Source organism: Rhizobium sp. PRIMUS64 (assembly GCF_023006465.1).
Classification (GTDB): Bacteria; Pseudomonadota; Alphaproteobacteria; order Rhizobiales; family Rhizobiaceae; genus Rhizobium; species Rhizobium leguminosarum.
In genome coordinates, this window is the sequence record NZ_JALBGX010000004.1 from 1 (window position 1) to 14062 (window position 14062).

General features: G+C 57.9%; 14 protein-coding genes and 2 pseudogenes. 10 read left to right on the plus strand and 6 right to left on the minus strand.

All coding sequences use genetic code 11. The features are described 5' to 3' along the window. Together MOV76_RS03005 and MOV76_RS03010 are read right to left on the minus strand one after the other, a co-directional pair. The coding region (locus MOV76_RS03005) for a DUF3300 domain-containing protein (RefSeq protein ID WP_247263797.1) at positions 1 to 1342 on the minus strand (1342 nt) is incomplete at its 3' end. Positions 1343 to 1383: 41 nt separating this feature from the next. Beyond that, positions 1384 to 1698: a hypothetical protein gene (locus MOV76_RS03010; RefSeq protein ID WP_018245765.1), complete on the minus strand. Its 315-nt coding sequence runs from the start codon at positions 1696 to 1698 to the stop codon at positions 1384 to 1386. Between the two features lie 333 nt (positions 1699 to 2031). Between MOV76_RS03010 and MOV76_RS03015 the strand changes: the two are divergent. From MOV76_RS03015 to MOV76_RS03035, 5 genes and pseudogenes are all read left to right on the plus strand, one after another. Next, positions 2032 to 2145 (plus strand): annotated as a pseudogene (locus MOV76_RS03015) (DUF3302 domain-containing protein); the annotation flags it as partial. Continuing rightward, positions 2127 to 2411: pseudogene (locus MOV76_RS03020) on the plus strand (HlyD family secretion protein); the annotation flags it as partial. The pseudogenes MOV76_RS03015 and MOV76_RS03020, both read left to right, overlap by 19 nt. Positions 2412 to 2489: 78 nt before the next feature. After that, on the plus strand, positions 2490 to 4202 hold the full coding sequence (locus tag MOV76_RS03025) for a SulP family inorganic anion transporter (protein ID WP_130729642.1): 1713 nt from the start codon (positions 2490 to 2492) through the stop codon (positions 4200 to 4202). A gap of 18 nt (positions 4203 to 4220) precedes the next feature. Further along, positions 4221 to 5066 (plus strand): polyphosphate kinase 2, encoded by an 846-nt coding sequence (ppk2, locus tag MOV76_RS03030; protein WP_018245768.1) that lies wholly within the window; start codon positions 4221 to 4223, stop codon positions 5064 to 5066. Positions 5067 to 5104: 38 nt separating this feature from the next. After that, complete coding sequence (locus MOV76_RS03035; RefSeq protein WP_131598518.1) at positions 5105 to 6217, plus strand: AI-2E family transporter; 1113 nt, start codon at positions 5105 to 5107, stop codon at positions 6215 to 6217. Between the two features lie 123 nt (positions 6218 to 6340). On the opposite strand, the gene MOV76_RS03040 is transcribed toward MOV76_RS03035, so the two are convergent. After that, the gene (locus MOV76_RS03040) at positions 6341 to 6577 is read right to left on the minus strand and encodes a hypothetical protein (protein WP_130718964.1); all 237 of its coding nucleotides are present in this window, start codon (positions 6575 to 6577) and stop codon (positions 6341 to 6343) included. Positions 6578 to 6813: 236 nt separating this feature from the next. Continuing rightward, positions 6814 to 7164: a potassium channel family protein gene (locus MOV76_RS03045; protein ID WP_018245771.1), complete on the minus strand. Its 351-nt coding sequence runs from the start codon at positions 7162 to 7164 to the stop codon at positions 6814 to 6816. A 38-nt stretch (positions 7165 to 7202) separates the two neighbouring features. Here MOV76_RS03045 and MOV76_RS03050 point away from each other — a divergent pair, with 38 nt between their 5' ends. Continuing rightward, entirely contained in the window at positions 7203 to 7349 is a 147-nt protein-coding gene (locus MOV76_RS03050) for a hypothetical protein (protein ID WP_165403113.1), read from the plus strand. Here the strand turns inward: MOV76_RS03050 and cax are convergent. After that, positions 7322 to 8416, minus strand: coding sequence for a calcium/proton exchanger (gene cax, locus MOV76_RS03055; RefSeq protein WP_112907030.1), 1095 nt, complete (start codon positions 8414 to 8416; stop codon positions 7322 to 7324). The genes MOV76_RS03050 and cax overlap by 28 nt on opposite strands. Positions 8417 to 8613: 197 nt before the next feature. On the opposite strand from cax, the gene MOV76_RS39995 reads away from it, so the two are divergent. The 4 genes from MOV76_RS39995 to MOV76_RS03075 all read left to right on the plus strand — a co-directional run bounded on the left by MOV76_RS39995 (position 8614) and on the right by MOV76_RS03075 (position 13087). Continuing rightward, positions 8614 to 8835, plus strand: a complete 222-nt coding sequence (locus MOV76_RS39995; protein ID WP_018245783.1) for a hypothetical protein — start codon at positions 8614 to 8616, stop codon at positions 8833 to 8835. A 502-nt stretch (positions 8836 to 9337) separates the two neighbouring features. Further along, complete coding sequence (locus MOV76_RS03065) at positions 9338 to 10537, plus strand: ATP-binding protein (RefSeq protein WP_113543078.1); 1200 nt, start codon at positions 9338 to 9340, stop codon at positions 10535 to 10537. 4 nt (positions 10538 to 10541) lie between these two features. Further along, entirely contained in the window at positions 10542 to 11210 is a 669-nt protein-coding gene (locus MOV76_RS03070) for a response regulator transcription factor (RefSeq protein WP_113543079.1), read from the plus strand. Between the two features lie 95 nt (positions 11211 to 11305). Next, positions 11306 to 13087: a hypothetical protein gene (locus MOV76_RS03075; protein WP_130718967.1), complete on the plus strand. Its 1782-nt coding sequence runs from the start codon at positions 11306 to 11308 to the stop codon at positions 13085 to 13087. A gap of 7 nt (positions 13088 to 13094) precedes the next feature. Here the strand turns inward: MOV76_RS03075 and MOV76_RS03080 are convergent, their stop codons facing one another. After that, on the minus strand, positions 13095 to 14054 hold the full coding sequence (locus MOV76_RS03080) for a hypothetical protein (RefSeq protein WP_247263799.1): 960 nt from the start codon (positions 14052 to 14054) through the stop codon (positions 13095 to 13097). Positions 14055 to 14062: the final 8 nt, after the last annotated feature.

The following is a 14062-nucleotide window of genomic DNA, read 5'->3' on the forward strand; positions in this document are numbered from 1 at the left end:
CACCGCCGCGACTCGGCATTGGGCGCGACCGCTGCTGGGGGGGACGCGCCGACTGGCGATGGGCGCCCATGCTCTGCGCTCCCCGCTTTGAGGAGACAGCCTCGCGACGACCGGACTGGACGTTGCCAAGCGCGCTTGGTTGCCGTCCGCGATTGTCGGGTCTGGCGGCCATCTGGGGCTTGTTGGGCTTCTTGACGGATTTCTGCGCAGGCTTTGACGGACGATTGGCTGCCTTCTGAGGACGCGCCTCGGGCCGGGATGCAGCCGGGCGATTGGCGGCCGTAGGCCGATTTCCCTGCGGCCGCTCCTTCAGTCCCTGCGCCGTGCTTTTGCGAATATCTTCCGCTCGCGCCGAATTGGCGCGATTCGCAGGTCTCTGGCTCGCCTGGATATCGTTAGCCCTGTTGCGCAACTGGTTGCGATTGTCGGACTGCAGCCCGGACTTGATCGCCGATCGGTCCAGCTTCGAAATCTGGTCCTTGCCGATACTCAGCTTGCTGCGATCGACATTGCTCCAATCGACGTCGTTCCATTTCAGCTTTCCGTTGAAGTTACGGTCGTTCAGGCAATTGTTGCAGTCGATATCGATATCGCCATCCCAGCGGCCACCCCATACGCCCCAGTCATCCCAGTTGACGACGGCTGCCCAGGCAAGGCCGGTCACCGCGCCGGCAAAGAACGTCGCCCCGGGATAATAATAGTTGTCGTAATAATCGGGGTAATAGGAGACCGGCGCTGACACATAGTCCGGCTCATAGAGCATTTCCGGCGGATATTGCGGGATATAGATCTTTTCCGGATCGGTTGGCCGGATGATGATGTTATCGTTTTCGGTAACAACCGTCACCTTGTCATCCGTCTTGATGATGTTCTTTGCCACGGCTTCGTCGCGAAGCTGCTGGATGGCAATCAGGACATCCTTCTGCTGGTTGGCGAGCGCATCGGCGAGCGATTGGGTCCAGTCGAGATCCTCGCTCATCATCTTGACGATGTCTGGATAGTTGAGAAGCGAGACGACACTGCCGTCCCAATCACTCTTGGGCTTGAGATCGGAATTTTTCTTTTTCGCCTCCAGGAACCGCTGCGCCTCGATGATCTGGAGAGGAAAGAGCGAGGCAGCTGAAATTGCCGCGACCAACTCGTCCGGATAGAGCGCGATCCGTGCCACCAGTACTTCCAGCTCATCATCCGACAGAAGCGCGGTTTCGGGTTGGTCGGAACTCGTCTGTGCGGGTGCCGTTACCGGCGCAGGGGTCTGGGCTCGCGCCGGGAGGGCCGGCTGGAACGCAATGATTGCGAGAGCCGACAATCCACCAAGCAGTTTGCGAGATATTGCTTTCATAACGCACGTACCTCCCTAGGATCATTGAATGACAGAAGCGCTTACGGAGATTTCGGGCCGGTCGGCGGCGACCGCCTGAGCACCACAATTTTCGATTGGGCGATCGCCTCCCCCATTTCTTTCAACAGGGCGTCGACGAGATCTGTATATTCCTGCCGCCGCGCCTCTCGAACCGCCTCCGGTAGCCGCTCGATATGTGCCAGAGCCTGCGCCGCAGCAGCGAGATCCTCACACATGCTGTGAAAGGGCTCGTCTACATAGAAAAGCCGCTGCACCAGCCGCTTCTGTTCGGGAAAAGAAGTTTCTGCCGTCTCGAGGGCGGACAAGTATGTCGAACCACTTTCTCCCGACACCATCCCCGCCTCCGCCGTCGAACTACGCTAAGCAGATGCAAGGGACTATATAACAGGCGGATCGTCGAGAGACGTAAAATACGCGATCTTACGTTAGACGGCTTCCGAAAAACTCGGGAAATTCCGCACACGGAAACTCGAATGGCATCATCTCGCGGACCCCACCTCTTTAGTTTCCGCAGAGACGTTCTTGTCGCACGGGCCGACTTCCAGGGCCCCGGTGTAGCTTACGTGATGCTACGGGTCTTTGGGCCAAAGCGGGTCTAGAATTTCATGGTCGACAGCGACGGAACGGTGTGAATTCAGATCATGATCAGAACCTGAAAGGGAGGCGTTGTGTTTCTCGACTATTTCGCTTTAGGTGTGCTGGTCTTTGTCATGATCACCTTATTTTACGCGGTGATTGCGATCGACGACATACCCCATCTGATGGCCAAGGCGCGAAAGCACGGGTCCAGGAGGTCATCGACGTGATGGCCCAAGGCCAGTTGCAGCCAGGCGGCGCATTGATCGATCCGCAATCGCCCGAACGCATTGCTCCCGGACAAACGCTGGCACGCATCGAGTTGCTCGAAAGCACCGAAGGTAACCAACTGCCGGGCGGCGTCGTCGCGGAGGTCGCGGTCTATACCCACCACTGGCACCACGTGGCAGTTCTGCGAAAAGTGCTTCTGCGCATGAGCAGCTGGATGAACTTCGTGTTCCTGGAACACTGAAATGAGACCGATCCTTTCGGCATCAGCGATGCAAACGCGGTGCCGGCAAGGTGCAGAGAAACATGTCAGGAGGCCGCGGTGATAGCCAATCTTCCGATCCTGCGTGGTCTGGCCGGTTTCAATCGAGACTGGCTCCGCAGTGACATTCCGGCGGGACTTTCGATTGCGGCCGTAGGCTTGCCGAGCGCCATCGCCTATCCGGCGATCGCCGGTCTGCCGCCTGAAACCGGCATCTACGCCAGCATCGTTGGTCCGATTGCCTACGCGATCTTCGGTCCTTCCCGGCTGTTGGTCATCGGCCCCGACGCCGCCACAATGACGGTACTTGCGGCTGCGATGGCGGCGATCATTGCGGCAGAGCCCGCCGCCGCCGGCATCGATCGGGTCGCCATCGCCTCGACCCTTGCCCTCGGGGTCGGTTTCTTTTGCATCGCTGCAAAGCTGCTGAAGCTCGGCGTCCTGGCAAGCTTTCTCTCCCGCCCCATCCTTGTCGGTTTCTTCGCAGGCGTGTCCCTCTCGATCCTGGTCGGCCAGATCGGTCGTTTTACCGGAGTTAAGATCGAGTCGGAGGGATTGATCCCGCCGCTCCTCGAGATTCTCCGCAAGAGCGCTTCGATCCATTGGCCGTCGCTCCTTTTCGGCCTGCTCATGTTCGCATTGCTATGGGCAGTCCGGGCCTTCCCGGTCAAGGTCCCCGGCCCCGTTCTGGTCGTCGTCCTGTCGGTCGTTCTTTCCGCAATCTTTGATTTTCAGGGGCGAGGCATCGCCGTCGTCGGCGACATTCCGAGCGGGCTGCCGATGCTCTCCTTGCCAGCACTCCATCAGATGCCGCTCGACAAGATCGTGCTCGGCTCCGCTGCGATCTTTCTCGTGAGCTTCGGCGCCGGCATCGTAGCCGCGCGCAGCTTCGCATCGCGGACCGGCGAAGAGGTCGATGCAAATCAGGAGCTGATCGGCCTTGGCGCCGCCAATATCGCACCCGGCCTCTTCGGTTCGTTTCCGATCAGCGTGTCGGATTCGAGAACCGCCATAAACCTGTCGACCGGCGGCGTCTCTCAAGCTTCCGGTTTGGTTTCGGCCGCCACGCTGGTTGCGGCACTTGTTTTCCTTCATAGTGCCTTGCGGATACTTCCAATCCCTGCGCTCGCGGCAATCCTTGCAACGGCAGCCATCAGCCTTATCGATGTTCACGAGCTCAAAAAGATCTGGCGCATCAGTCGCATGGAATTCGTCTTTGCGCTGATCGCAATGTGGGGCGCAATCAGCTTCGGCGTTCTCAACGGCGTAATCGTCGCCGTTGCCGCAACCCTTGTCTATCTGGTGCGCAAGACGATGTTCCCGCGCGACGGCCTTCTTGGCCGCATCGAGGGACGGCATGGTTTCTTCGACCTGGCCCGCTTTCCGGAAGCGCGCCCCGTAGAGGGTGCGGCAGTCTTCGCGATCCAGGGCAACATCCTATTCTACAATGCCGATTACCTGCGTATGCGGCTGACGACGATTGCGAAGGAGCTCGCGGCCGGAACGAGCTGCTTTGTGCTGGATGCCAGTGCTATCACACATATTGATAGCACTGGCGCGACCACGCTCGCCGCTGTGGCCGAGATCCTTGCGAAGCGAGATATCATCTTCGCAATCGCCGACCTCAGCGAAGAAAGCCGCGACATTCTCGACCGCGCTGGAGTGATCAAGGCGATCGGCGCTCACAACCTTTTCAATGGCAGGGAAGAAGCCCTGACGGCGCTCACGAGCAAGAATAGCCAAGCGAGCGACTCGGCAAGCACTGAGCTTTAGACGCGAAGGAGGAGAACCATGGACGAGAAATATGAACCCCAGCAGGTCGATGCAGAGGCAGGCCGCAATGGCAAAGACAAAAAGAAGAAGAAGAAGTCATGGGATTATGACAAGGAAATCAGCCGCCTGCAGGTGGAACTGGCCCATCTGCAGGCTTGGATAAAAAAATCCGGCGCACGAGTGGTCATCGTCTTCGAGGGGCGCGATGCCGCCGGGAAAGGTGGCATGATCAAGCGTATCATGGAAAAGGTAAGCCCACGCGTCTTTCGCGTGATCGCCCTGCCCGCTCCGACCGATCGCGAGAAGTCCCAGATCTATATGCAGCGCTATATCGGCTATCTGCCGGCGGCTGGGGAAATCGTGATCTTCGATCGCAGCTGGTACAACCGTGCAGGCGTCGATCGCGTCATGGGCTTCTGCAGCGAGAAGAAGGCACAGCGATTTCTTGAACTGGCGCCTCGCTTCGAAGCGGCAATCGTCGAAAGCGGCATCATTTTGTTGAAATACTTCCTGACGGTCAGTGAAGATGAACAGGATCGCCGTTTCAAGCGCAGAATCGACGACCCGTTGAGACAATGGAAGCTCAGCCCCATGGATGTCGAATCCTATCAACGCTGGTGGGACTACACCCGCGCCTATGACGAAATGCTGCGAATGACCGACAGCAACCATGCGCCGTGGTGGATCGTGCCATCGGATGACAAGAAGCATGCGCGGGTTAACTGCATCTCGCACATCCTGCAATCCATTCCCTATGAGCGTGTGAAGTTTGCGGCACCTGATCTCGGCAAACGCCAGAAACGCCCGTCGGATTTTGTCGAGGATAGCAGTATTCGGCACGTCGTGCCCGACACGACGTCATAGATCACCTCGGCCGGAACGGCGCGGGACGGGATGCGACGATGGAACAAATAACCGGAGATACGACGGCGCAAAGAGCCGACACGGGGCAGATTTCGATAGAGGCGAAGGTAAGCGACCTCGTCAGATTGGGTATTATCGGGCTCTTTGCCTATTGGACCCTGCTTCTCATCGCGCCCTTCGCGCTGATCGTCGCCTGGTCGGCCATCCTTGCGGTGGCGCTCTTTCCGATGTTCGAGGCGCTTTCGAGACTGATCGGAAACAGGCCCGTCATTGCCGCGACTGTCATTGTCGTGGCCTGTCTCGTCCTGATCATCGTGCCCCTGGCGCTCGTTGCGGTCAACGTTACCGATGCGATACAGCCGCTTCTCGCCAAATTGCGGGCTGAGAACTTCGCGCTGCCCGCCGCGCCGGCAACCATTCGCGAATGGCCCATTGTCGGTGAGCGAATTTATGACGCATGGAACCAGCTCGCTACCAATCTGGCATCGACCATCGTCAAGCTTCAAGCACCAATTCTCGAAGTCATGGGTGTCATCGTCGCAAAATTGGCCTCGCTCAGTGGCGGTGTCTTGAGCTTCGTCGCCTCGATTATTCTCTCGGGTATCCTACTCACCATGTCGCCGCGACTGGCTGTGGCAATACAGGTACTGGCAAGCAGGATCGCTGGCGATAAGGGCGTCGGCTTTGCGCGCCTGGCCGGAATGACCGTGCGAAACGTCTCGAGGGGCGTGATAGGAGTCGCCTTCCTGCAGGCGCTCTTATGCGGATTGTGCTTTGCCCTCTTTGGCATTCCGGCCCGCGGGGCCCTGACGTTACTGGTGTTTGTCCTTTGCGTAATGCAGCTCGGGCCTGCGCTGGTACTCGTGCCTGCCATCATTTGGGCGTGGTTCTCCTGGCCGACTTCGACCGCGCTCATCTTCACAATCGTCGCTGTCCCGATCATGGTTGTCGACAACGTCCTGAAGCCGATCCTGATGGCGAGAGGTCTCTCGACCCCGATGCCGGTCATACTGATTGGCGTGATAGGGGGCACCCTGTCATACGGTCTGCTGGGGCTGTTTTTGGGACCGATCGTCCTCAGTGTCTTTTATGAATTGCTGAGAGCTTGGGCCTGGCCGTCAGAGGCACCAGGCGGATCGAAAAATGCTTGAAAGCGTGACCGACAAGACGGGAGGCATGAAAACACGCCGAACTCGTGTCAGGACTTGTCACAAGTCGAAAAATCTCCATCCGCCGACGGACTACCTTCCGGTTTTAAAGTGTGCATTCCCTCCTCACCGATCGGTGCAATACATGATGACTTCTTGCTCTATCTCGCGGCAGAGTTGCTCGTACTCCTTGATCAGCACTTCCTCCCTGGGACTCTGTCTTCGAAACCGGTCCAGCGCATCGGCGGCAAGATCGTAAGCTTCAAAGATCTCGTCCAGTGTCTCACTGGCCCTGTCGGCCAAAACACGACGGAAATCGGGGAGTCTAAGCATCAATTTCCTCCGTCCACGCTCTCTGCCCATTGATTAGCTCCGCGTTAAGCACCCCCGCAAATCATACGAAATCGCTCGAGTATCAGATCGTACCATAGGAGATCTGCATTGATGTGTTTTCGGAATGAGAGATCGGCTGGGATGCAATGGCGGTGGGAAGCCGTTTGCGGCGAACGTGGACATGCCAGCGCGAAAACGTAGCTTTATGTGACCTAGCATATCGATGGCACGCCGCCGGACGGGGGAAGACGTCTCGTTGACATGTCCTACTCCGCGCTGCCGCGATCAGTCGCGTTCAAGGCCTTCACAGTGACCGCAGCAACGACGCCGGTCAGTATAATTCCCGCAAAGCCGATCACCACTGCCAACACCCGCGCCGACACGTGCTTGGGCGTAAAATCGCCATAGCCGATAGTAAGCCCTGTAACGAAGGTGAAGTAGAGAGCTTCGTCGATTCGCCAATCCTCTATGCGCCATATCGCAAGGCCGGAGATGATCATTATCGACACAATGCCGGATAGAATCGGCCAGATTACCCGCAGCTGCTTAGCAAGCGCGATGAAGAACAGACGTCTAATTTGCCTATTGCTCGGCTCATTGCCTACTTTTGACGGCATGACTTCGACCTTTCTGCGGTCAGCGTCAGGAGAGAGCAATGAAGCGTGGAGAACCCAAGCCCGAGATCCACCAGACGGCATCAGTCGCGCTCACATCCAACCACAGTCTATTTGCCTCCGGACGATTGCCGCTCTCTCTCGAGAGCGGCAATCCACTTCACGGCATTCGTGGCGGCAAGACATAAAGCGTTATGGCGAAGATCAAATAAACCATCAGCACCAACACGCCGACGAACCATGCAGACCGTCCGCTATTGGTTACGAACATCGCCGTAATGGTCGCAAGCAGCACCATCACCACGACGCCTGGCGGGAACTGCAGGTCCATCGGTGACGGGCCGATCACGTAACTGAGCAAGACCAGGACGGGCGCTACGAACAAAGCGATCTGCGAAGCACTTCCCAGCGCGATGCCCACGCTGAGGTCAAGCCGGTTCTTGCGGGCGCCGGAAAACGCCGAGGCCATTTCGGCAGCGCCGCCAACCAGTGCGACGACAATGAAACCGACAAAGGCAGGCGTCATTCCGAAAGCTTCCGCTGCCTTTTGCACGGATTCGACGAAGATCTCGCTTACCAGCGCCACGAGGACGGTGACCCCGGCGAGCGTGACCAGGGCCAGGCCGATCGGCCACGGCATTTCGTCTGTCTGTGCGTGTTCTGCGGCGGCGAAAATCTCGCGATGCGTCCTGAGGCTGAACAGCAGCCCAAGTCCGTATCCGACGATGAGCAGGAGGGCTAGGCCAAGACTGAGCTGTTGGGTGACGGCGGCCGCGGAGGTGGAGTCCATTTCAGCAACAGCCGAAGGCATCAGCAACCCGACTGTGGCGAGAAAGAGCAGGCCGGCTTGAAGACGCGCGCTGGCTCGGTTGAACTCCTGGAAGTGGTACTTAAGCCCGCCAAGCAAAAACGAAGCGCCCAGCATGAACAGCGTGTTGGTGACGATCGCGCCGGCGATGGACGATTTCACCAGCGTGTACTCGCCGGCGCGCAGGGCAGCCAGCGCGATCACCAACTCGGTGAGATTTCCCAGGGTGGCATTGAGCAGCCCACCTGCGGCGTCACCCGTTTTGGCGGCAACTGATTCCGTAGCGTGACTGAGCAACCCGGCCAGCGGCACGATAGCAAGCACCGACAGAACAAAGAGTGTCGTGTGGGCCTCGGGGATGAATATCGCAGCAACGAACACCACCGGCACGGCGATCAGCAACCACAGCATAGGGCTGTCGCGTATCTCTTTCAAAAGGAGGCTCAACGGACGCTCCTATTCGGGTGATGCTATTCAGGCAAGGCCGTCTGCTGGAAGAAAGTGACAGTCGCTTCATCCGGGGGGCCGAACCACTTTGAACACCATCAAACTATTTTGGCCGGTCATGTCATTGATCGCAGACAAGGTGCGCTGCAGCATCCCGCGATTGGGCACATTCAATGGAGGCGTGAAACTTCGCCTCGATGGATCTGCCATATGCGCCAATGGGTGGGGTGGACTTCCAGTCGTTCACCGGTCATGGCATTCGCCCAACCATCAGGCAGGCGCCGACATGGAAAAATCAGGGCATCAACGCCTTGATCGCCGATGACGGCGAGTTCTATATCCTCTTCGAATGGAGCTTCGACAATCAACCGCCACATCACCGAATCCTCCACGACGATGCACCAGCATCAACTGGATAGAACATCCTCTCGGCTTGCCAGCACTCGGCCGACGTGCTCACTCCTCAAGCGCTTCGCACTTGTCGCGACTACGCTTGCCTGTCCCAACTCGGCGATGAGGCGATCAATGGCGATTTCACGTGCGGAAAAACATCCTGTCAGTGCGACAATCGCTCATCCTATATAGAAAGTCAGATTGCCATTACGGGTCTGTGTCACCCATTCGATGACTTCAGACGCCAGTTTCTTGGCTTTCAGTTTGAACCAGCCACTTGTTGGAACGGGCGGCCGCCCATTTGCTTGCCATAGTAGCGGAACAATCACGCCCGGGCATTGCGCCGGATCAATGGAGATGAGGAAGCCCGAAATATCGCGAGCTTCTCGCTGGGGGGCGCAGGACGACAATAGAGCCTACGCGATGCTACACCGCTCATCCGTTCAAAGGTGGTAATCTTGCATCATTATCGACGAGCAAAACGGTCCAGCTACTGCATAACTTCTCGGATGAGCGCAGGAGACCATCATGTCCATCAAGATGGAAAGGCCGCATGTTGCAGAGTACGGTCCTGACGTTTCAACCGTGGTCGAAGGGGACTCGTTCATACTAGGGCGCAGCCAACCTTCACGCGTGCTCCGCCATGAAGATAGAGCACCGCGGATGGACTGGATCTGGAAGCTCTACGAACACATGCCGGATGCGGTGTTTTTTATCACCGAGAGCCATCTTGTTTCGGCCTGCAACAAAACGGCAGTCGCCCTGTTTGGCTACGACGAAAGCGAATTGGTCGGCCGCAAGATCGACTTCGTCTGGCGCTCGACACCGGATGTTCAACTAAGAGGGCGCTGGGCAGACCAAGGCCCAGTACGCGCCGGCCTCGCAATCACCAAAAGCGGTGCTCAATTCCCGACTGCCCTTACAATCATCAGGGGGCAGGACGCAAAGGAGGGCTTCACTGCAGCGATTTTCGAGGACTTCCGCGCCGAGCGCGAGACATTGCAGCAGGTTCAGGAGCTTCAATGCGAGATTGCCCGCCTCGCAAGAATAACCGCGCTCGGGGAAATGGCATCGACCCTTGCCCATGAGCTTTCACAACCGCTCTCGTCAATCGCTGCCTATTCGCAGGGATGCAGACGCCTTGTCATGAATGATCACCGTCGATGCGGCGAGAAGCTTCGCGAAGCCCTATCGGACATTACGCAACATGCTATGTGGGCAGGAACGATCGTCCAGAACATAAGAGACTTGGTAAAGCCCGGCGCTGGCGCCAGAAAACAGGAAGCGATGCACGAGTTGATCCATGAGGCGACCACACTCGCGTTCATCGGATCACAGCGCAAGGGGCTCCATGCGGATCTCCGCCTCGAAGCGGCGTGGGACACGGTCATTGTCGACCGTGTCCAGATCGTGCAGGTGTTGACAAACCTTGTTCGCAATGCCCTGGAGGCAACCGACGATGTCGATCAGCCCCATATTGCGATCCGAACCAAATCCGACACATCTTCCCATCTCGTTGTCGAAGTGTCCGACAACGGCTGCGGTATCGCAGCCGAGATCGAGGAGGCATTGTTCCGCCCCTTCGTGACCAGTAAACCGCGCGGCCTCGGCATGGGCCTGGCCTTGTCCAAGCGCATTGTCGAAGCCCATGGAGGCCGCATAACTGCGCGCAAGGGGATGAACTGCGGTTCGATGCTCTGTTTCTCGCTTCCGCTGGCGGAGATCTAAGCCGATGGCAAACGATCTCACGATCCATCTCGTTGATGACGAGGAATCGCTCAGACGGTCGGTGACATTCCTATTGGTATCGGCAGGTTTTGCCGTTCGCGCGCATAGCTGCGCGAGGGCGTTTCTCGAGCTTTTGCCTCTTTCCGGGAGGAACTGCCTTGTTACCGACCTCCGCATGCCGCATGTCGACGGTATCGAACTGCTCCACCGCTTGCACGATTTCAACGCGGACGTTCCGGCGATCGTCATCACCGGCCAGGGCGATGTCGCAGCAGCCGTTCTGGCGATGAAGGCCGGAGCGTCCGACTTCCTGGAAAAACCTCTCAAAGAAGAGGCGCTGATAGCAGCCATCAACGAAGCAATGGGACAGAGGCGTGCCGGCAGGGCGGTTGCCGATCCCGAAAGTGTCACGGCGCGACTTCGGCAGCTTACGGACCGCGAACACCAAGTCCTCATCGGCGTGCTTGACGGCCTTCAGAACAAGATGATCGCCTATCATCTAGGCATCAGTTCGCGGACTGTGGAAGTCCACCGCGCCAATGTGATGGCAAAGATGGGCGCGCGCAATCTGACAGAGCTCATGTGGATGGCCATTACCATTGACGCGACCGGGCAGCGATCTGAAATCGAGAGGGGCGCGCCCGTCGGCCACATATTGCCCCACCTTCGCTGATCGAAAAGCAATCCTTGCAAGCAAAGACATGTACGATATGATGTGTTAGAACATACTTAAATAATAGCGTGATCTTGTCGTGGGGGCGGTCGGTCATGAGAAGCGCCAAGCTCAACACTTTCCGCAGTTTTGAGCCGACAGCAGACGAAATCTGCCTGCAAGTCGAGCGAATCCTCATGAGCGAGGAATTTCACACCCCCAAACGCGGGCGAAATTTCCTGGAATTTGTCGTCAACGAGACACTTGCGGGTCGATCGGGGTTTTTGAAGGCCTTTACGATAGCAAATATGGTTTTCGGCCGGGAAGCATCCTTCGATCCGCAAAACGATCCGGTCGTCCGGATCGAGGCCGGCCGAATAAGAAAAGCCCTCGAGCGCTACTACCTTGTCGCGGGCCAAGCGGACGAGGTCATCATTACCGTGCCGAAAGGCGGATATGTGCCCCATTTCGAATATGCTCAGGATGAGCCCGACCCCGTATCTGAGAAAGGGCTGGAAAAATCGCCGGCCGGGGGACTGGATGATCAAGACGATCCGCTTCCGGACATAGATCGCAGAGCGAGGCCAGTCGCTCTTGGCCTTGGAGCCACTCTCGTCACCGTTCTTGCGCTTCTGCTCCTCGCTCTTGCTGGCGCACTTTCAGTTTCGCGGGATGTTTCGACCCGGGCATCACCAGCGGGATCCGCGAAACCAAAGGTGGTTGTCGATTTTTTTTCCGAGAGCGGCCCCATAGGCGCCGGTTCGGACATCGCCCGTGGCCTGAGGGACGACGTCATCGGCCAACTCGCTCAGTTCGATGACATCGTCGTGGTTGCCGGGTCGGTACTCGGCGAACCTGCTGACGGCGCCGCCTATGCGCTCCAGAGCAATGTCCAGCTCGATGGCAGCAGGATGCGCGCCGCTGCGAGGCTGGTGCGTCAATCGGATGGGGCCGTCATATGGGCCGACAACTATGATGCTAATCTCGATGTTCAAAACAAGCTTGTGATTCAAGGCGATGCCGCCCGGAAAATCGCCAGCGCGATTGCACAGCCACATGGCGCTATCTTCCAAGCCGATACGGAAACGATCGCCAGGCCTGCGGAGAATGGCGGCTCGGACGCCTATGCCTGCACCCTGATCTATTACAGCTACCGGCAGGCCATGACTGAGCAAAGCCATAGGAAGGCACGCGAATGCCTGCAACAAACAACCCAGCATTTTCCCGATAACGCATCCTCTTGGGCCCTCCTGTCCATGGTCTATCTTGACGAGATACGTTTTCCCTACAAACTCGGCACGCCAGCCTCAGCCCAACCCCTCGAACTGGCGATTGCTGCGGTGGAACGAGCAATATCGCTGGCGCCCGGCAATCCGCACGTGCTGCAGGCCCAGATGCTGGTGAGCTTTTTCAGAGGGGATATCGAGAAGGCGCTGACGGCCGGGACCTCTGCCTATTCCGCAAATCCAGACGATGTCGAAGTTGCAGGCGAATACGGCTCCCGCCTTGCGATGTCAGGAAAATGGCAATCAGGTTGCGAATTGCTGTCGATCGCTCTCAGCAGGAACGCCGGACCTAAAGGCTTTTATGAGGTCGGCATGGCTTTGTGCGCCTTCATGCGAGGCGATATCGAAGCGGCGGAGCAGTGGTCGCGACGGTCCGATCTCGATGGCAACCCCATGCACCATCTCTTGCTGCTGTCCATTCTCGGGACCGCCGGAAAGACGAATGAAGCCAGACTGGAACGGGAATGGCTCAACACCCACGCACCGGAAATGATGGGCAATGTCCGTACGGAGGTCTCTCTGCGTTTGCAAAGACCGGAAGACCAGGAGCTGTTCCTCAACGGCCTGCGCGCCGCGGGAATGGTCATTCCTCCTGTCAACACGCCAAGATAGTTACGGGTCAGGGCCTTGCGTCGCCAAGCTTGCGAAATTTTGAAATCTCCATCGCGATTTGCACGGCGATGTCGTCCTCGACATCGAGAATGGTCTGGCCACTCAGATCGCGATCATATTGATTTGCCCAGACCACTACCCCGTCGGCGCCGTCTATCAGGCGGATATGCAGATGCACGATCGTGCTTTCGACAAGTGCACTTCCTTGCAGGTTGAAATGCGGTCCGCTCGTTACCGCGCCGGAGCGGCCTGGAGTAAGCACGACCAGGTTTTGCACCTCCATGAGTTTTGCAATCAGCTGATCGCCCAGTCCCTTTGCAAAATTAGCTGTCTGCGCCGTGCCGTCGAGGGCGACGAGGGGGTCGACAGTAATCCTGATCCTGTTCGTCGGCGCTGAGGCAACAGGGGTCCGGGTCGCTTGCGGTGGTGATAGGTAGGATTCGAGTGGGCGAATGAGGGCTAAGATCGCCATTGCCCCGAATAGTGCAGGGACACCAATCGGCAGCAGAAGATGGCGATAGGTCGTTGGCCCCTGCTGCCCAGTCTGTTTTTGTGGATTCTCGTGATCTTGCGAAGCGGCCACTTCTCTGGCAATCGACGTGTTTTCGCCGCTCGAAAACAGCGTGGCGTAGCCTCCTTTGGGAATTGTGATCCTTATCGGGTCGTTGCTTCCACACACGAGGTAATATCGCTCGAGTGCGCGGCGGATACGGCCAGCCTCTATGCGCACGACCGGATCATTCTGGGCATCGAAGGACGCGTCGCGTCCGAAAACGATCTGCGCGATCATATGGGCCTTGAGCCGTTCGCTGTGCCCTTCAAGCGTCTCTTCAACAATATACTGCAGAAAGCGACGCCCGCGCTCGGGAGCATGGAATTGCGGGCTGGCGAGTATGCGTTCAAGCTGCTCTCGCACGCTGGCGGGACCTTGAGATAAGTCGCTTTCCCCTCCCTCTTCCGATGCCATAGGACCTC